An 18,666-nucleotide genomic window follows, 5' to 3' on the forward strand; every position below is an offset into this window, starting at 1 on the left:
GATGCCGGCCCCTGGAGGCCGCTGGGCGCGGAGGCGGCGCGGTTGAGCTAACCCAGCGTTTTATGTGCGGAACTTGCCAGCCCCCAACCCGCCAGGCCCCAACCTGCCAGCCCCTAGAGGCCGATGGGCGTGGATGCGTCGGGGTTGTGCTTGATGTCGTCGCGGATCAGGGCCAGCAAGCGGCGGGCCACCGGGCCGACCTTGCCGTCGCCGATGGCCTGGCCGTCCAGGCGGCTGGCCGGCAGGACGTCCAGGGTGGTGCCGAAGAACATGGCCTCCTTGGCCGCCACCAGGTCTTCGACGGTCAGCGGGCCACGCACGACTTCCTTGAGCAGGCCCTCCTCGACCAAACGGCCGGCCAGCTCCACGCAACGCCGGGCGGTGGTGCCTTCGAGGATGTTGTCGGGCTCGGGCAGGCAGAGGCGGCCGTTCTGGTCGACCAGACCGAAGTTTTCGGTGGCGCCCTCGGTGAGGTGGTCGTTGTCGTCGACGCCCACGGCGAAGCTCCAGCCCCGGCTGACGGCCTCGCGCTTGAGCAGGACGTTGGGCAGGTAGTTGCAGCTCTTGACCGCCGCGTAGAAGCCGCTCTTGGCCGGCACGCGGCTGACGCCCATGTTGACGCCCAACTCGTAGGCCTGGGCCGCCGGCGCGTGCAGGCTGGAGACCATCACGTAGACGCCGGGCCGCGGGCACTCGAAGGGGTTGGTGGTGAACCCGCCGGGGCCACGGCTGACGTAGATGCGGATCATGCAGTCGGCGCGGCCGCCAGCCCGGGCCACGGCCGCGCAAAGGGCCTTGAACTCGCCGGGCGTATGCGGCAAATCCAGATGGATGGAATGGGCCGAGTTGGCCAGGCGGTCCAGATGGCGATCGAACTGATAAACCCGGCCGGCCACGCACTTGCAAGCCTCGAACACGCCGTCTCCACGATGTACCAGATGATCGTCCAGCGGGGCGCTCATCAGCCACGGCTGGGTGACAATGCCGCCCAACCACGTGGAATACATGGCGAAATATTCAGCAGCCCACGGACGCTCCACAGCCCGAAGCCGGGCCACGGCCGTTTGCTCATCCAGCACCTTCATGTCGGCAAATCCACTCATGGGCCAGACTCTACACCCCGCGCCAGCCACCGGCAAGCATTTTCACCGCCGCCGGCCACTGCTGATAGCACTTGCGCTGGCGGGCGCGCGCATGAATAATTCAGCTAGCGTAAAATAGGCCCCAGGTTGTGGGCCAGGCGCGCCATCAAGGAGGTTACCCATGGCCCCAGGTAAAGCCAACATCCTGAAAAGCATGCCTAAAAAGCTGAAAAAACTCTACTCGCGGACACTGGTGAACACCTTCGACCGCGTCGATTTCCTCGGCTTGGCCCGCTTCTTCGCCAATTCCGAGTCGGCCCGCCGCATACGCGAGAAATTCAAGGATCTGCCGCCGGCCTGGGACAACCAGGACCAACTGAGCGAACTGGCCATCGACTTGCTCATCCAACAAACCGCCCAAAACGGCGATCCCATCGATCCGCAGACCGCCGCCCAACTGATCGACGAAATCCGCGTGCGCTACGACAGCCAGCAGCATATCTGGGCGGCCACGGCCATCGCCACGCTCTTCGATTATCTCTTCGACCTCGACGACCCGGATTATCCCTTTACGTCCAAAGACAAGCGCGAATTGGCCCACGTCGGTCAGCTGCAAGCCCACATGGCCGCCGGCAAGGGCGTGGTCTACCTGGTCAACCATTCCACGCACTTCGACGAATTCCTCATCGACATGCTCTGGCAGCATGCGCGTCTGGGCCTGCCCCTTTTCGCAGCCGGCCAGAACATGATGCGCATCAAAAGCCTGGGCAAGCTGCTCAACCTGGGCCTCTACGTGGTGCTGCGCCAGGGGGCCAATCGCCACCAGATGGCCGCGCTCTACAACTATTGCCGCGCCATCAGCGAGATCGGCGGCCAGCAGGGCATCTTCCTGGAGGCCTGGGCCGGCGGCGCGCGCACCAAGGACGGCAGCCTGCGCTATCCGCGCCGCCTGGTCACCCTGCGCGGGGCCCTGGACGTCAGCGACGACGTGGTCGTCCAACCCATCGCCCTATCCTATTCGGTGGTGCCCGAAGACCTGCCCCTGTGCGCGCGGGGCGGCGGCCGGGCCTGGTTCCGGGGCGTCGGCTTCTGGCGCGGCCTGGGCAAGATCATCGCCCACCCCAAAACCTTCCCCCTGCGCATGGCCCAAAACCTCTACGGCCGAGCCTATCTCAACATGCCTCGGCCTTGGCTGCTCAGCGAACTCAAAGCCCTGCACGAGGCCGACAAGGGCGGCCTGGCCCTGGATGAATTCGTCTCCCTGCACTGCATTCGCGAAATCGCCCGCTCCAAAAAGATCATGGCCTCGCAACTGGTGGCCCGAGGCCTGGTCAGCGCCCGGCGCAAACGCATCCGCGATCTGGAGGCGGCCGTCAGCCAAGAACTGGAGCTGATCCGCGAATATCACCAGAGCACCTTCGGCCACGAACCAGACCTGGAAGACTTCATCCGCCACAACCCCCTCGACCGCGTCATCGCCGACGGCCTGGCCACCCTGCGCCGGCGAGGGATCATCTCGCGCCTGCGCCGCGATGAACTCAAACTGCCCCTGGTGCGCAGCGAGGCCGGGCTGTCGTTCTACGCCACCCACGCCGACCGCCGCATTTATTCACCCACCGCCGACCAAAACCTCGTCATCGTCGGCGCGGGCTATTGGGGCTTCGCCATCGCTCGGCTGGTGGGCCTGCGCCTGCTGGAAGACAAACGCTACAACAACGCCAGCCTCACCCTCTTTGACACGCGGCGCGAGCTGGTCGACGAAATGAACCTGCGGCGCACCGGCTCCGGCCGCTTCAGCGAGGTGCTGCTGCCCAAAAATATCTTCGTCACCCACGATCTGCCCAGCGCCTTCCGCAAGGCCAGCGAAATCATCATCGCCAGCACCCCCGAAGACTTCGAAGCACGCCTGGAAGCCATCCTGCGCGCCACCGACCACCCCTTCAAATTGATCATCGCCACCCGCGGCCTGCTGCCCGGCCACCGCCGGCCGGCCATCACCGTCGCCCGCCAGATGGCCACCCGCCTGGGCCGCGGCGAGGTCGAAGCCTTCGCCCTGACCGGCCCGGTCGACCCCGAGGAGATCGTCAACGCCGCGCCGGTCAAAGGCATCTTGGCCGGGCAACAGCCGGGCCTGTCCCAACTGGCCGACCTGTTCAACCTGCCGCCGGCCGGCGTCACCCTCAGCCTGGACCCGGTGGGCGTCCAGGTCGCCGACACCATGGCCCGCATCTACGCCATGTGGGTCAACTTCGTCATGCGCTCCGACCGGCCCCACCGCCCCCAGGACGTCGGCCGGCTCATGGCCGACGGCGCCGGCGAAACCCGCCGCCTGGCCTTGGCCATGGGCGCCTCCGAAGACACCTTCCGCGCCGGCAGCCACGCCTTCATCACCACCTACGTCACCGCCAGCTTCGACGGCGATATCCGCGACTTCGGCCGCGACCTGGGCCGCCTGGCCCGAAAACAAAAAGATATCCCCGCCGCCGCCCAAAAACTCGACCGCCAAATGAAAGAAGACGGGCACGGCGTCCAAGTCCTGGCCGACCTGCAATTGGCCCACGAAGCCGCCGCCGAACTGGGCCTGGATCTGCCCGTGCTCAGCGACGCCTTCGAGACCATCTGCGCCGGCAAAAACGCCGATGACGACCAATGACGCTCAAGGATTCAGCCAAATCTGCCGATAAAATGAACAAGATTCATTGGTCGGACAGGGAGGTCGCCATGGGCGGATGCAAACAAACCATGGCCGAGGCGCGGGAAGTCTTGGCCTGTCTGATGAGCTCGCCGATCTACTTCGACCTGGATTTGGTCGAACGTTTGGCCTTGTTCAAAAAACTTTCGCGTCTGGCCGTGGTTCCGCTGGATCGGCGCTGAGAGGAGCTTTTTCGCGGAAGCCGTGGACGTGGCTTGGGCTGAGCTGAGCTGAGCTGGTTTGGCTTGGTTTGGTTTGGGTGGCCCGCCGTGGTTGTTTTTTTGTCGGGGTAATATATTGTAATAATTAATAAAATGGTCGATGATCAAGGTTTGAGATAAGGGCAAGGCGAAGGCGATGATATAAGAATTAAGATTAAGAGAAAGATTAAGATTAAGAGAAAGATTAAGAGAAAGAGAAAGAGTAAGAGAAAGAATAAGAATAAGAATAAGAAAAAGTGTACAGATATAGTATTTACCTGACACTGCCGCCCCTGGCGGGGTGATTTTTAGGCGGCCTTTTGGGACGCCTTTTCCTTGGGCTTCTTACGCCCGGGCAGGCCCTCCAGGAAAGCCTGACTCGGCGTCCTGCCGTTCATGTTCCGGCCCTGGTGCGCCCGCTCATGGTTGTAATGGCGCAGATACTCATCCAAGTCGGCCTGCATCTCATCCAAGGTTTCATACCATTTCTGACGGCCCTTGATCCGGAAATGCTCGTCCAAGAGCGTCCGGTGAAGCCGTTCCACGAAGCCATTGCTCTGAGGCCGACGCACCCTGGTGGTGCGGTGTTCGATCCCCTCAAGCTGCAGAAACAGCTCATACGGATGCTGGTCTGGCCGGCCGCAAAACTCTCGCCCATTGTCCGAAAGCACCGTCTCAATCACCGCGTCGTGGGCCTCAAAGCACGGCAGCACTTCCTCGTTGAGCACATGCACCGCCGTGACCGGAAGCTTGCTGGTGTACAGGCGACCCCAGGCGTGGCGGCTGTGGCAGTCGATGACCGATTGTAGATACACCTTGCCCACGCCCTTGAGCGCGCCAACGAAAAACGTGTCCACCGCCACCAGGGCCCCGGTGTGCCGGGCCTCGATGTGGCGGTCGCGAAACTCCGGGCTGAAGCGCTCCAAAGCCCGAATCTGCTCGTCGCTGAGTTGAATGTCCTGGGCGCGAACCGATTGCTCGAGACGCAAAAGACGCTCGTGCCGCGTGAGCATCTCGTGGCGACTCCACACGCCTCGCACGCCGCCGGAACTCACTTGCACGCCGCGAAGGGCCAATTGCTGCGACACGCGAAGCGCTCCGTGGGTCGGATACTCCAGGCTGTAAGCCATGATCGCCGCCTCAACCTCCGCTTCCACACGATTGGGATGCGGCCCCTTGGGGCCGGGCAAACGGTCCACAAGGCCCTGTGCGCCGTAGGTCTGGAAATTGCGCCGAATCTCGTAAAACTGCTGCCGCGAGTAGCCCATCAGTTTGCAGGCCCGGCTGACGTTGCTCAATTCCCCAGCAAGCTCTAGCAGACTCAGCTTCCTTCGTGCTACCTTCTTCTCCGTGGTCATGTTGCCCTCCTGTGTTGAGGTTTGTTCGAGTTTCGCAACTACAAACCTACCCCAACCAAGGGCGGCATGACCACTTCCTCTACGTGGTCGACTGTCAGGTCATTACTAGATCAGCACAGAAAAAGCCATTGCGGGGCGGGGAGGGGGCTCTTTTGCGGCGACAAAACCGCCCCCTCGCCCGCCCCGCGCCCCACCCCTCCCCCGCAAAATAGCCTTCCGACCGCTGGCGCGCGTTTGTGGCTCCGAGGTGTCCGTGGCCACGCCGCCCGTTCGCGGCGCTGGTGCATGGGCTCTTAGAAGTCGGGCGTGGCTGCTTTGATAGCGGCGCTACAAAGAATCGCGTTGGCTGGATTTAGCGGCCTATCACCGGGAGCCATGGACGGTAGGTGATAACCTCCCCTACTCGACCCGCCTTGCCTGGCCGGGCGCCGGCCCCGCTGGCCACGCCGCCCGTTCGCGGCGCTGGTGCATGGGCTCTTAGAAGTCGGGCGCGGCTGCTTTGATAGCGGCGCTACAAAGAATCGCGTTGGCTGGATTTAGCGGCCTATCACCGGGAGCCATGGACGGTAGGTGTTAGCCCGGCCTACTCGACCCGCCTTGCCTGGCCGGGCGCCGGCCCCGCTGGCCACGCCGCCCGTTCGCGGCGCTGGTGCATGGGCTCTTAGAAGTCGGGCGCGGCTGCTTTGATAGCGGCGCTACAAAGAATCGCGGAATCGCGTTGGCTGGATTTAGCGGCCTATCACCGGGAGCCATGGAGGGTAGGTGATAATCCAACGCTGTCGACCCGCTTTGGGAGGCCAGGCACTGGCCTCGCCTTGCCTGGCCTGGCGCCGGCCTCTCCATGAAATTGCGAAGCAATTTCATGGAATGCAAAGCAACAAGGCTACTCGCGAAGCTGCCACGAAAATGAAAACGACGCGCATCGATTGCGAAGCAATCGATGCGGGGCTTTTCTTTTTGGAGGGGGGTGCGGGGGGAACCTTTTTCTTTTGGCACAAAAGAAAAAGGTTCCCCCCGCATCTTACCCGACCGCGTCTTGCCGGGCGGGCGTTGGCCAGACGCTCTCAGCGGGCGTAGGAGTGTAGTCCGGCCAGCAGGAGATTCACGCCAAAGAAGGTGAACAGCACGCAGGCGAAACCGACGATGGAAAAGACTGCCAAGCGTCGGCCGCGCCAGCCGGCCAGGTAGCGGCTGTGCAAGAATCCGGCGTAGACCAGCCAGGTGATCAGCGACCAGGTTTCCTTGGAGTCCCAGCCCCAATAGCGGCCCCAGGCCACTTCGGCCCAGACCGCGCCGGTGACGATGCCCACCGTCAGCAGGATGAAGCCGATGACCACGGTCTGATAGATCAGCATATCCAGGGTCAGGGCGCGGGGCGAGTCGGGGTGGTTTTGTTGCTTGGTCGTCAGGTACATCACGCCCAGCGCCGCCGAGACGCCAAAGCCGGCGTAGCCCAAAAAGCAGGCGATGACGTGGGCGATGAGCCAATTGGACTTGAGGGCCGGCTGCAATGGTTTGATGGCCGGGTCCACCGACTGGGGCGAGCCGCCCAGCAGCAGGCTGAACACCGCCGGGTTGGTGGCCAGCAGCACCGACAAAAACGATAGTGGCAGGGCAAAGGCGCCGATGGTCAGGTTTTTGGTGCGCCACTGGACTATCAAGTAGATCAGCGTCAGGGTCCAGCCGAAAAACACCAGCGATTCGAACAAGTTGCTGAACGGCGCGTGGCCGATGCCCATCTGGTGCGAGGCCACCCAGCGCAGGATTATCGCTGCGGTGTGGGCCAGCCAGGTCAGCACGGTCAGGGCCGTGGCGGCCACACCGAAAAAGCGCCGTTTGATCACGGCGTTGCACAGGTACAACACCCAGCAGATGAAATAGGCGGTGGTGATCCCCTTGAGGATTTCGTTGCTCAGGGCTTCCATCAGGTCTATTTGCTCCCGCCGTTAGGGTTTTGCTCCAGCGCCAGGGCTAGCTTGTTGAGCAGCAGGCCCAGGCCGGCGTGGTTTTTGTTGGCGCCGCCGGCCAGGGAGAGTTTGCTGCCGCCGCCCTGTTTTTCGATGATGATCCACACCTTGCGGTGTGAAAAATAAAAAGCCGCCACAAAGCCCAACACCATGCAGATGCAACCCACCCAGACGAACCACACGCCGGGGTCGTATTTGGCCTGGAGCCCGGTGTAGGGCACAAGCGTGGCGGCCAGCAGGCGGACCTGTGGCGCGGCCTGGGCGCTGGCGGCGTCCTTGGGCTGGAAGGCCACCAGCTCCAGCGGCTCCTGGCCGGGCAGGTGCAGGCCCAGGCGGGCCATGGGCCCCTGATAGAACATGCCCATGTTCATCAGCGGCGAAAAATCCATCAGCCAAGCCTCGCCGCCGGCCAGGGCCTTTTTGCCCGGCCCGGCGAACTCCAGCCGCTGGGGCGCGCCCAGGCCAAAGATGGTCAGCGCCAGGCGTTTGAGGTAGATGCTCTGTTCGTCCTCGGTGGTCTCCATCTCGGTGATCAGCGCCGAAAGGGCCGGCCGGCCGCTTTTGGGGCCAAACAGGGCCAGCGAGCGCGGACCGTGCGCGGGGCTGCTCAGCAAGGCCTGTGCCCAGACGCCGTCATAATCAGGGCCGTGGTTGGCCAAGTGGGGGTTGGGACGCAGGCTCAGCGTGCCGCCGCCGGGCAGTTTGGCCCGGCCGCCGGCCGGCAGGGCCAGGCGTTGGGCCTGGTCGCCCTGGCCCAGTTGCAGCTCGGCCTGGTGCAGCTCGTAGCCAAACGAGGATTGATAAAAATCCACGCTGCCGAACTTGGCCGGATCGTTGACGACGATGTCGCGGGTCAGGGCCGCTTGGCCGTTTTCGATGAAGCTGAGCTTGGAGCGATACTCGCTGACCATGCCGTTTTGATAGCGTTCGATGGTGAATTTGTCCAGCCGCACGGCAAAGGGCAGAGGCATCTCGCCGCCACGCGCCAGTCGCACGACGTTTTCCTGGCCGCCCTGGCTGATGTTCATGTAGCCGTCAAAGCCCCACAGCAGGCCGATGATCGCCCCGGCGAAGATCAGCAGCACCGAGCCGTGGACGACGTAGACGCCAAAGCGCGACCATGCGCCCTTTTGGGCAAAAAGCGTTATCCGGCCGTCGGCGTCCTGGCGATGGGGCCGGCCCAGGCTTTTGGCCAAAACGGCCGTGGCCAGTTCGACGACCCGTTCGGGCGGCGCGGCCAGGCGAATCTCCTTGCTGGCCTTGCGCGGGCGGGCCAACTCCTCGGCCGGATCCTTGCCCACGGCGGCCAGCGTGCGGGGCAGGCGGTCCAGCGAACAGATCACCAGGTTGGCCGCCAGCAGGGCCAACAGCCCCAAAAACCACCAGGCGTGGTACATGTCGTCCAGGCCCAGCAGATGGGCCAGCGGCGCGTACTCGCCCAGCAATTGCTGATAGGCGGCCGGATGGGCGTTTTGCGGGATGATCGTGCCGGCGATGGAGGCCACGGCCAGGGCCAGCAACAGGGTCAGGGCCAGCTTCACCGAGGCGAAAAGGTCCCACATCCGGCGGCCGAAAGATGCTTGCTCTTTATTATTGCTCACGGCTGGTTCACTTGCTCACTATGGCTGGAGGTTTTGGCGACGAGGCATATCCTACCAGACCGGTCGGCATCAAACAACGCGCCTGGACTCACTGGGCCGGGCAAGTGATGGCCCGAAAGCTCACCGAACCGCGTCCCAGCACGTCGTGCAGGTGGACGATGCCCAGCAAACGGCCCTGATCCACCACCGGCAGCACGGTGATGAGGCGCTCTTCCATCAGGTGCAGGGCGTCGGCGGCCATGGTGGTCGGGCCGATGACCAGGGGCCGGCGGGTCATGAAGCGCTCGATGGGCCCAACGCTGAGGTCGCGGCCGGCGACCATGGCCCGGCGCAGGTCGCCGTCGGTGAACAGGCCCAGCAGTTCGGTGCCCGGCCGGCCGCCGCTGGTGATCAGCACCGAGCCCAGATCGCCGGCGTCCATGACGGCCACGGCCTTTTGCACGGGGTCGTCGGGGGCGGCCAGGGGCGTTTTGTCGGCGGGGATCATCACCTCGCTGACGGCCAGGGCCAAGCGCTGGCCCAGGTTGCCGCCGGGGTGATGGCGGCGGAAGTCCTCGGGCTTGAAGGCGCGGATCTCCATCAGCACCACGGCCAGGGCGTCGCCGACGGCCATGCAGGCGGTGGTGGAGGCGGTGGGGGCCAGGTTGAAGGGGCAGGCCTCGCGTTCGACGCCGGTGTCGATGACGGCGTCGGCGGCGCGGGCCAGGGCCGAGCCCATCCCGCCGGTCAGGGCGACGATCTTGGCCCCGTGGCCGCGCAGTTGGGGCGTGAGGTTGACCAGTTCGTCGGTCTGGCCGCTGTTGGACAGGGCCAGCACGACGTCGCCGGGGCAGACCGTGCCCAGGTCGCCATGCAGGGCCTCCACCGGGTGCAGGAAGATGGCGTTGGCCCCGGTGGAGTTGAGGGTGGCCACGATCTTGCGGGCGATGATGCCACTTTTGCCGATGCCGGTGGCCACGATCTTGCCCTTGGAGGCCAGGATCAGTTCGACGGCCTGGGCGAAGCCGTCGTCCAGGCGTTGACCGACCCGTTGCAGGCCCTGGATCTCGACCGCCAGCACCTGACGGCCGCGCTCCACGATTTTTTGCCGCGCGTCTTGGTCCACTCTAGCATTTCTCCAGGGCGAACTTGCCTTCGCACTCCTCGATGGGCACGGGATAATTGCCGTCGAAACAGGCCAGGCAGAAGCCTTCCTTGCTGGTGTGCGTGCCTTCCAGCAGGCCGTCGATGGACAGGTAACCCAGGGTGTCCAGGCCGATCATGTCGCGGATTTCGTCCACGGTGTGATTGGCGGCGATCAGCTCGCCCTTGGTGGAGAAATCGATGCCATAGTGGCAGGGGAAGCGGTGGGGCGGGCAGGAGACGAGCATGTGCACCTCGGCCGCGCCGGCCCGGCGGATGTTGGCCACGCGGGCGCGGGTGGTGGTGCCGCGGATGACCGAGTCCTCGACGACGATGACCCGCTTGCCCTGGATCAGCTCGCGCACGGGGTTGAGCTTGACGCGCACGCCAAAGTCGCGCATGTCCTGGCTGGGCTGGATAAAGGTGCGGCCCACATAGTGGTTGCGGATCATGCCGATCTCGAAGGGCAGGCCGCTGGCCATGGCGTAGCCTAGGGCGGCGTAGTTGCCGCTGTCGGGGAAGGGCATGATAAAGTCGGCCTCGAGGTTGGGGTATTCCTTGGCCAACTGGGCCCCCTGGCACTTGCGCACCTGGTAGACGGTCTGCTGAAAGATCTGCGAATCGGGCCGGGCGAAATAGATAAACTCGAAGATGCAGTGGGAGTGGCGCTGGCGCGGGAAGGGCTTGACGCTGCGCAGGCCGCGTTTGTCGATGAAAACGACCTCGCCGGCCTCGACCTCGCGGACGAACTCGGCGTCGATCAGATCCAGCGCGCAGGTTTCGCTGGCCACCACCCAGCTATCGCCCAGACGGCCCAGGCACAGCGGCCGGAAGCCCTTGGGATCGCGGGCGGCCACCAGGGTGTCTTCGGTCATGAACAAAAAGCAATAGGCCCCGCGCAGCTCTTGCAAGGCCTCCAGCAGGGCCTCCTCGAAGCCCAGGTGGATGCGCCGGGCCAGCAGGTGCATGACGATCTCGGAGTCCATGCTGGTCTGGAAGATCGAACCTTCCAGCTCCAGCTTGCGGCGCAGGCTGGCGGCGTTGACCAGGTTGCCGTTGTGGCCCACGCACAGGCTGTGGCCGGCGTGGTTGATGATGAACGGCTGGGCGTTGGCCAAAATCGACGAGCCGGTGGTGGAGTATCGCACGTGGCCACAGGCGATGTGGCCGTGGAGCTTGGCCAGATCGCGCTCCTTGAAGACCTCGGGCACCAGGCCCATGCCGCGTTTCTCGTGCAGGAAGCGGCCGTCGCTGGAGACGATGCCCGCCGATTCCTGGCCGCGGTGTTGCAGGGCGTAAAGACCGTAGTAGGTCAGGCGGGCGGCGTCGTCGTGGCCGAAAACGCCAAACACGCCGCAATATTCCTTGGCCTTGGGCCGCAGATCGATTTTTTCGTCCATCGGGCTATCCCCGTCGGGTGATTGGGGCAGGCTTCGTCCTTGCCGGAACGACTCCGTGTCGCGCTTATGGTTGAATCAAGCCGCGTCCCGCCTTAGCGAGCCTGGGCGTAATAATCTTGCAGGGGCGTGACCCCCAGGCGTCCGCTGGTCTTCAACGCCTCGACGGCCTCGACCGTGGCCGTGGCCGCGGCCATGGTGGTGATGTAGGCGATGCCGCGCTCGACGGCGGTGCGCCGGATCATGTAGGCGTCGTTGTAGGTGCCCTTGGCCTTGTCGCCGCCGGTGTTGATGACCAGGGCGATCTGGCCGCTCTTCATGGCGTCGACCACGTGGGGCCGGCTTTCGCTGACCTTGAAAACCAGGCTGCTGGGCACGCCGTTTTGGTTGAAGTATTCGTTGGTGCCGGCCGTGGCCACGATCTGGAAACCCAGCTCGTGAAACTTGCGGGCCACGGGCAGCACGTGGCTTTTGTCGGATTGGCGCACGCTGATGAAGACCTGGCCCTCGGTGGGCAGGCGCTGGCCGGCGGCGATCTGGCTCTTGGCGAAGGCCAGGCCCACGGTCTTGTCGATGCCCATCACCTCGCCGGTCGAGCGCATCTCCGGGCCCAGGACCGGGTCCACGCCGGGGAAGCGCACAAAGGGAAACACCGCCTCCTTGACCGAATAATGGCTGGGGATCACTTCCTCGGTGACGCCTTGTTCGCGCAGGCTCAGCCCGGCCATGACCTTGGTGGCCACCTTGGCCCAGGGCACGCCCGTGGCCTTGGAGACAAAGGGAACCGTGCGGCTGGCCCGCGGGTTGACCTCCAGCAGATAGAGCAGCCCCCCCTGGATGGCGAACTGGATGTTCATCAGCCCGCGCACGCCCAGCTCGAAGGCCAGGGCGTGGGTGGCCTGGCGGATCTCGTCGATCATCGCCGGGCCCAGGGTGTGGGGCGGCAGCACGCAGGCCGAATCGCCCGAGTGCACGCCGGCCTGCTCGATGTGCTCCATGATGCCGGCCACCACGCACAGCTCGCCGTCGCAGACCGCGTCCACGTCCACCTCGATGGCGTCTTCCAGGAACTTGTCGACCAAGATGGGGTGATCGGGGCTGGCCTTGACGGCGGTGGCCATGTAGTGCTCCAACGCCTGGCGATCGTGGACGATCTCCATGGCCCGGCCGCCCAGCACGTAGCTGGGCCGCACCACCACGGGGTAGCCGATCTTCTCGGCGATGCGCACGGCCTCCTCGACGTTGGTGGCCGTGCCGTTGTCGGGCTGGCGCAGGCGCAACAGGCGCAGCAGCTCGCAGAAGCGGTCGCGGTCCTCGGCCCGGTCGATGGCGTCGGGCGGGGTGCCCAAAATCGGCGCGCCGGCCCGCTCCAGGGGCACGGCCAGGTTCAGCGGGGTCTGGCCGCCAAACTGCACGATCACGCCGTCGGGGCGCTCGGAGTCGATGATGTTGAGCACGTCCTCTTTGGTCAGGGGCTCGAAATAGAGCTTGTCGCTGGTGTCGTAGTCGGTGGAGACGGTCTCGGGGTTGGAGTTGACCATGATCGACTCGACGCCCATCTCGCGCAGGGCAAAGGAGGCGTGCACGCAGCAATAGTCGAACTCGATGCCCTGGCCGATGCGGTTGGGCCCGCCGCCCAGGATCATCACCTTGCGCCGCTCCGAGGCGCGGCACTCGTCCTCGGTCTCGTAGGTGCTATAAAAATAGGGCGTGTAGGCCTCGAACTCGGCGGCGCAGGTGTCGACGAGCTTGTAGGTGTGGCGCACGCCCAGCGCCAGGCGGCGGCGGCGCACGTCGTCCTCGCTGGCCCCGGTGGCCTGGGCCAGTTGGCGGTCGGAAAAGCCCCACTCCTTGGCCCGGCGCAGAAAATCGGCGTCCAGCCCGTCAAGCGTGCAGACCAGGCTGCCCCAGGGCCGCTTGGCGTCCAGCTCTTGGCTGAACTCCACGAGCTGCTTGATGTTGTGCAAAAACCAGGGGTCGATCCAGGTGATCTGGTGGATCTCCTCCAGGCTCATGCCGCCCTTGATGGCCTGGGCCACCCAAAAGATGCGCTGGCTGTTGGGCGTGGCCAGGTTTTGGCGCAGGGTCTGCTGGTCGTGGCCGCTGAAGTCGGCGCCGTCGCCGATCAGCCCGGCCCGGCCGATCTCCAGGCCGCGCAGGCCCTTTTGCAGGGCCTCCTTGAAGGTGCGGCCGATGGCCATGGTCTCGCCGACGCTCTTCATGGCCGTGGTCAGCACGTCTTGCGAGCCGGGAAATTTCTCGAAGGCCCAGCGGGGGATCTTGACCACGGCGTAGTCGATGGTCGGCTCGAAGCTGGCCATGGTCTCGCGGGTGATGTCGTTGGGCAGCTCGTCGAGGGTGTAGCCGATGGCCAACTTGGCGGCCATCTTGGCGATGGGAAAGCCCGTGGCCTTGGAGGCCAGGGCCGACGAGCGGCTGACGCGAGGGTTCATCTCGATGACGACCATCTCGCCGTTTTTGGGGTTGATGGCGAACTGCACGTTGGAGCCGCCGGTCTCGACGCCGATCTCGCGCATGATGGCGATGGAGGCGTCGCGCATCATCTGATATTCGCGGTCGGTGAGGGTCTGGGCCGGGGCCACGGTGATGCTGTCGCCGGTGTGCACGCCCATGGGGTCGAGGTTTTCGATGGAGCAGATGATGACCACGTTGTCCTTGCGGTCGCGCATCACCTCCAGCTCGAACTCCTTCCAGCCCAGCACCGACTCCTCGATCATCACCTCGGAGGTCAGGCTGGCCGACAGGCCGTAGCGCGAGGTCTCCAACAGCTCGTCGATGTTGTAGGCCACGCCGCCGCCGGTGCCGCCCAGGGTGAAGGCCGGCCGCACCACCAGCGGAAAGCCCAGCTCCTCGGCGGCGCGGCGCACGTCGTCGAGGTTGCGGCAGATGACGCTGCCCGGCACGCGCAGGCCGATCTTTTCCATGGCCTCGCGGAACTCCTGGCGGCTTTCGGCCTTGCGGATCACCGCCGGCGTGGCCCCGATCATCTCGACGCCCAGCTCCTCCAGGATGCCCGTCTGGGCCACTTCCAGGGCGGTGTTGAGGGCCGTCTGGCCGCCCAGGGTGGGCAACAGGGCGTCGGGCCGCTCCCTGCGCAGCACCTCGCAGACAAACTCGCAGGTGATGGGCTCGACGTAGGTGCGGTCGGCCAGCTCCGGGTCGGTCATGATCGTGGCCGGATTGGAGTTGACCAGCACCACCTGGATGCCCTCCTCCTTGATGGCCTTGACCGCCTGGGTGCCGGAGTAGTCGAACTCGCAGGCCTGGCTGATGATGATCGGCCCGGAGCCGATGATCATGATCTTTTTGAGGTCTTCGCGTTTGGGCATTTTTGCTGGCTCTCAACAAAGGAAAAACGGGCCGCCAAGCCCGTTCATGCTACATCATCGGCCTGGCGGCCGCTATTTCCAAAGGCTGTTTGGTGCGCATCATCTCCTCGAAGCGATCGAAGAGATAGTCGGCGTCGTGGGGCCCCGGGCTGGCCTCGGGATGATACTGCACGCAGAAAAGTGGCAGCTTCTTGTGGGCCAGGCCTTCCAGGGTGCGGTCGTTGAGGTTCATGTGCGTCATTAAAATATCGGTCTTGTCGATGCTTTGGTCGTCGACGCAGAAGCCGTGATTCTGGCTGGTGATCTCGACCTTGGCCGTGGCCAGGTCCATCACCGGCTGGTTGGCCCCGCGATGGCCGAATTTCAGCTTGAACGTCCGGCCGCCCAGGGCCTGGCCGATCATCTGGTGGCCCAGGCAGATGCCAAAGATCGGGGCCTGGCCCAACAGGCGGCGCACGGTCTCGACGACGTAGGTCACCGCCGATGGATCGCCGGGGCCGTTGCTGAGGAACACGCCGTCGGGGTCGAGGCGCATGATCGTCTCGGCCGGGGTGTGAGCCGGCAAGACGACCAGATTGCAGCCGCGTTTTTCCAGCCGGCGCAGGATGTTGTACTTGATGCCGCAGTCCAGGGCCGCCACGCGGAAACGGCCCTGGCCGCCGGCCCAGACGGCCTGGGCGTCAAACTCGCCCTCCAAGTCCAGCGTGGGGCCGGGCTTGCCGTCTTGCCAGCGATAGGCCTTTTGGCAGGTGACGTTCTTGACCAGATCGAGGCCGACCAGGCCGGGGCTGGCCTTGGCCTTGGCCACCAGGCTCTCCGGGTCCAGGTCCAGGGTGCTCAGCACCCCTTTCATGGCCCCACGCATGCGCAGATGGCGGGTCAGGGCCCTGGTGTCGAGGCCCTCCACGCCCATGACCCCGGCCGCTTCCAGATATTGGCGCAGGCTGGCCGTGGCGCGGAAATTGCTGGGAAAATCGATGTATTCCTTGACCAGAAAGGCGCTGACCTGGACGGCGGCGCTCTCGACGTCCTCGGGGTTGACGCCGTAGTTGCCGATCAGCGGGTAGGTCATCACCACCATCTGGCCGTGATACGAAGGGTCGGTGAGCACCTCTTGATAGCCGGTCATGGCCGTGTTGAAACAGACCTCGGCCGCCACCTCGCCGCCGCCGGCAAAGGCCCGACACCAAAAGATCGTGCCGTCCTCCAGGGCCAATAGCGCTTTTTGCGACATCACATATCCTTGAGCCCCTGCACCGTCAAGGACGGATCCAGGGGCCGCACGTGTTCGACGATATATTCACGCACCGCCCGGCCAGGCGGCGCGTCCTGTTTGTAACACACAAAGTCCAGTTTGACACCCAGCCGCGCGGCCACTTTCGTGGCCAACAGCGGCCAGACCACGCCCAGATCGCCGGTGATGGGCAACGACCCCGGCAATCGGGCGAAACCGCTCATCTCCATGCGGAAGGGCGCCTCCAGCGTGGCGGCCTTGGGCCGGCCGTCGTCGATGGCCGCGCTCACCGCGCCGCCGCCGCGCTCCAGCTCCCACACCCGACGCAACGCCGGGTCCAGGTCGATGCGCACGATGCGCTTGTCGCGCAGCGAGAAAGTTTTCATGCCCTCGTGGCGGGCCCACAGGCCGTGGCCGGTGTAAAGCTCGAAGGGGCCGTCGTGGATCTCCTGGGCCAGGGCCAGGCCGCTTTCCACTATTATATCGGCTTGGGCCAAAACGCGCGCCACCAACATCGAACGCCGGCTGATGGGCACGCTGTCGCCCACGGCCAGGCCCACGTAGCCGCCGCCCACCAGTTGCGGCACGCTGACCAGGCAGGGCGCGCCCCGCCGGGCGCAGGCGCCCAGCATGGTCTGGCGATCGCAGCCCAGGCCGGCCACGGCCTCCAGCGGCAGGCCCGCCGCCCGGGCCATGGAGAGCATGCGCCGGGCCATGCGCTCGGCCCACATGCCGGTGGGATAGGCCAGGTTGCCGGCGACCTTGATGATATCCTTGCCCGGCAGGGCCAGCATGCGCGCCAGCAGATCGCGGTCCACCGGAGCCACCCGCTCGATGCGCGCCAGCTCGGCCTCGGAAAGCAGCGAGACCTCCACCTTGCCGCCGTGGGGCAACACGTCCAGCGGCAGGCCCAGGGCCGCGCCGTCCACCCGACGCACGCGCTCCAGGCAGCCGGCCATCTCGTGGCCCACCACCGCGCTGGAGGTGATCACGCCGTCAACCAGGCCCAGGCGCACCAGTTCGGCCACCTGGCAGGTGGCGCCCTCGTGCAGGTTGGGCCCGCTGCCCGTGGCCACCGCCACCCGGCCGCCGGCCAGCTTGACCCGCGCCCAGGCCTCGGCCGCCTCTTCCACCGCCGCCAGGGCCGAGGCGTCCAGACGGGCCGCCAAGTCCGCCAGCATGGCCCCGTCGATGATCGGCGGACGACCGCTCAAGTTCGTGCTCCCCGCCGGTCCAAGCGCCGGGCGATATGCCCCGCCGCCGCCTCGGCCGCCCGCGACCAGCGCTCCACGACCCCCTGCCCCGCCCGGCCCCAGGCCAGCGCCAAGGCGGGATCGGCCAGGGCCGCCAGCCAGAAATCGCCCAGCGCCGCGCCATCGGCCGCCTGGCGGCCGCCGCCGGCCTCGATCAAGGCCTGGCTGGCGTCGGCAAAATCGCTCATGTCCGGGCCAAAGGCCACCGGCTTGCCCCAGGCCGCCGGCTCCATGGGGTTCTGCCCGCCCAGCCCGACAAAGCTGGCCCCCACCACCGCCGCCGCGCCCAGGCCATAGATGGCCATCAGCCTGCCCATCACGTCGACGACGACCACGGCCGTCTCGGGCCGGCGCGGCGCGTCGGGGCGCAGGTGCGTCCACGACTGGGCCGTCAGCCCCGCCGCCGCCGCCGCCCGCAACCAGGCCCGGCCGCGTTCCAGATGGCGCGGGGCCACCGCCAGCACCGCCCGCGGAAAACGCGCCCGCACCTTGGCAAAGGCCTCCATGACCACGGCCTCCTCGCCGCCGCGCATGGAGCCGGCCACCAACAGCGGCGCGCCATCGAGCTTCAACAGCGCCGCCGCCTCGGCGGGGTCGCTGGTTCGGGCCCGCTCCAACAGCCCGGCGTACTTGGCGTTGCCATCCACCGAAACACGCGCGGCCGGCGCGCCCAGGGCCACGGCCCGCTGGGCGTCGGCCGGGCCGATCATGCTTAAATGATCGAAGCGGGCCAGGGCCGGGGCGATCAGCCAGCGAAAACGCCGGTAGCCGGGAAAGCTGCGCTCGCTGAAACGGCCGTTGAGCAGCAGAACCCCCGCCCCCGAGCGCCGCAACAGCGCCAGCAGATTGGGCCAGATCTCGGTCTCCAGCGAGGCGTAGACCTGGGGCCGCAAGCGGGCCACCGCCGCCGCCGCCGCCCAGGGCATGTCCAGCGGAAAGGGCGCGACCAGGGCCCGACCGGCGAACAGCTCGGCCGCCCGCTCCAGGCCCTTGGCCGTCGAGGAGCTGACGATCAGCTTGACGTCGGGCCGCAGCTCCCACAGGCGCTCGGCCACGGCCCGGGCCACGGCCACCTCGCCCACGCTCACCGCCTGAAGCCAGACGCGGGGGCCGGGGCCAGGCTCCGGCGTGTGGCGATAAAGCCCCAGCCGCGGCCAGACCTCGGCGTAGCGCCGGCCCAGGCGCGCGCCAAGCCACAGCGGCGGCAGGGCCGCGCAGCCCAGGCCCAGCGCCAGGTTATACAAGATTAACGATTGATCCATAGAGCCGCCAACGCCTACCGCCATGCGTTGTTATAGCCACCACGGGCCGGCGCGTCAAGCCGCGCGCCGCTTTGGCCGCGCATTTTGACCGCCGGCCCGGCTGGGCGCGGACCACGAAAGGCTCTGGGACGATGGGCTTGCAAAAGGC

Annotated in this window: 12 protein-coding genes; 2 read left to right on the forward strand and 10 right to left on the reverse strand. The window is 65.9% G+C overall.

Annotation, left to right across the window (positions count from 1 at the left end; all coding sequences use genetic code 11):
• Positions 1–113: 113 nt before the first annotated feature.
• Complete coding sequence (locus DEBA_RS15580) at positions 114–1,103, reverse strand: aminotransferase class IV (protein WP_013259908.1); 990 nt, start codon at positions 1,101–1,103, stop codon at positions 114–116.
• Between the two features lie 160 nt (positions 1,104–1,263).
• Between DEBA_RS15580 and DEBA_RS18985 the strand changes: the two genes are divergently transcribed.
• Complete coding sequence (locus tag DEBA_RS18985; protein ID WP_013259909.1) at positions 1,264–3,735, forward strand: 1-acyl-sn-glycerol-3-phosphate acyltransferase; 2,472 nt, start codon at positions 1,264–1,266, stop codon at positions 3,733–3,735.
• A 68-nt stretch (positions 3,736–3,803) separates the two neighbouring features.
• Positions 3,804–3,956 (forward strand): hypothetical protein, encoded by a 153-nt coding sequence (locus DEBA_RS18495; RefSeq protein WP_187288572.1) that lies wholly within the window; start codon positions 3,804–3,806, stop codon positions 3,954–3,956.
• A gap of 326 nt (positions 3,957–4,282) precedes the next feature.
• Here DEBA_RS18495 and DEBA_RS15595 read toward each other — a convergent pair whose 3' ends face one another.
• The 9 genes from DEBA_RS15595 to DEBA_RS18500 all read right to left on the reverse strand — a co-directional run bounded on the left by DEBA_RS15595 (position 4,283) and on the right by DEBA_RS18500 (position 18,518).
• Entirely contained in the window at positions 4,283–5,332 is a 1,050-nt protein-coding gene (locus DEBA_RS15595; RefSeq protein ID WP_013257321.1) for an IS481 family transposase, read from the reverse strand.
• Positions 5,333–6,396: 1,064 nt separating this feature from the next.
• Positions 6,397–7,257 carry a c-type cytochrome biogenesis protein CcsB gene (gene ccsB / locus DEBA_RS15600; RefSeq protein ID WP_013259911.1) on the reverse strand — a complete coding sequence of 287 codons (861 nt, stop codon included), beginning with the start codon at positions 7,255–7,257 and terminating at the stop codon, positions 6,397–6,399.
• Between the two features lie 5 nt (positions 7,258–7,262).
• The gene (locus tag DEBA_RS15605) at positions 7,263–8,861 is read right to left on the reverse strand and encodes a cytochrome c biogenesis protein ResB (RefSeq protein ID WP_013259912.1); all 1,599 of its coding nucleotides are present in this window, start codon (positions 8,859–8,861) and stop codon (positions 7,263–7,265) included.
• 127 nt (positions 8,862–8,988) lie between these two features.
• A complete protein-coding gene (locus tag DEBA_RS15610) occupies positions 8,989–10,005 on the reverse strand; it encodes a KpsF/GutQ family sugar-phosphate isomerase (protein WP_013259913.1) in 1,017 nt (338 codons plus the stop codon).
• Position 10,006: 1 nt separating this feature from the next.
• Positions 10,007–11,422: an amidophosphoribosyltransferase gene (gene purF / locus DEBA_RS15615; RefSeq protein WP_013259914.1), complete on the reverse strand. Its 1,416-nt coding sequence runs from the start codon at positions 11,420–11,422 to the stop codon at positions 10,007–10,009.
• A 92-nt stretch (positions 11,423–11,514) separates the two neighbouring features.
• Positions 11,515–14,769, reverse strand: coding sequence for a carbamoyl-phosphate synthase large subunit (gene carB, locus DEBA_RS15620; RefSeq protein WP_013259915.1), 3,255 nt, complete (start codon positions 14,767–14,769; stop codon positions 11,515–11,517).
• 49 nt (positions 14,770–14,818) lie between these two features.
• The gene (carA, locus tag DEBA_RS15625; protein ID WP_013259916.1) at positions 14,819–16,003 is read right to left on the reverse strand and encodes a glutamine-hydrolyzing carbamoyl-phosphate synthase small subunit; all 1,185 of its coding nucleotides are present in this window, start codon (positions 16,001–16,003) and stop codon (positions 14,819–14,821) included.
• The gene (locus DEBA_RS15630; protein ID WP_013259917.1) at positions 16,003–17,217 is read right to left on the reverse strand and encodes a hypothetical protein; all 1,215 of its coding nucleotides are present in this window, start codon (positions 17,215–17,217) and stop codon (positions 16,003–16,005) included. Before DEBA_RS15630 ends, carA begins: the two co-directional genes overlap by 1 nt.
• On the reverse strand, positions 17,214–18,518 hold the full coding sequence (locus tag DEBA_RS18500) for a 3-deoxy-D-manno-octulosonic acid transferase (RefSeq protein WP_013259918.1): 1,305 nt from the start codon (positions 18,516–18,518) through the stop codon (positions 17,214–17,216). Before DEBA_RS18500 ends, DEBA_RS15630 begins: the two co-directional genes overlap by 4 nt.
• Positions 18,519–18,666 lie beyond the last annotated feature (148 nt).

This window comes from Desulfarculus baarsii DSM 2075 (genome assembly GCF_000143965.1).
GTDB lineage: Bacteria > Desulfobacterota > Desulfarculia > Desulfarculales > Desulfarculaceae > Desulfarculus > Desulfarculus baarsii.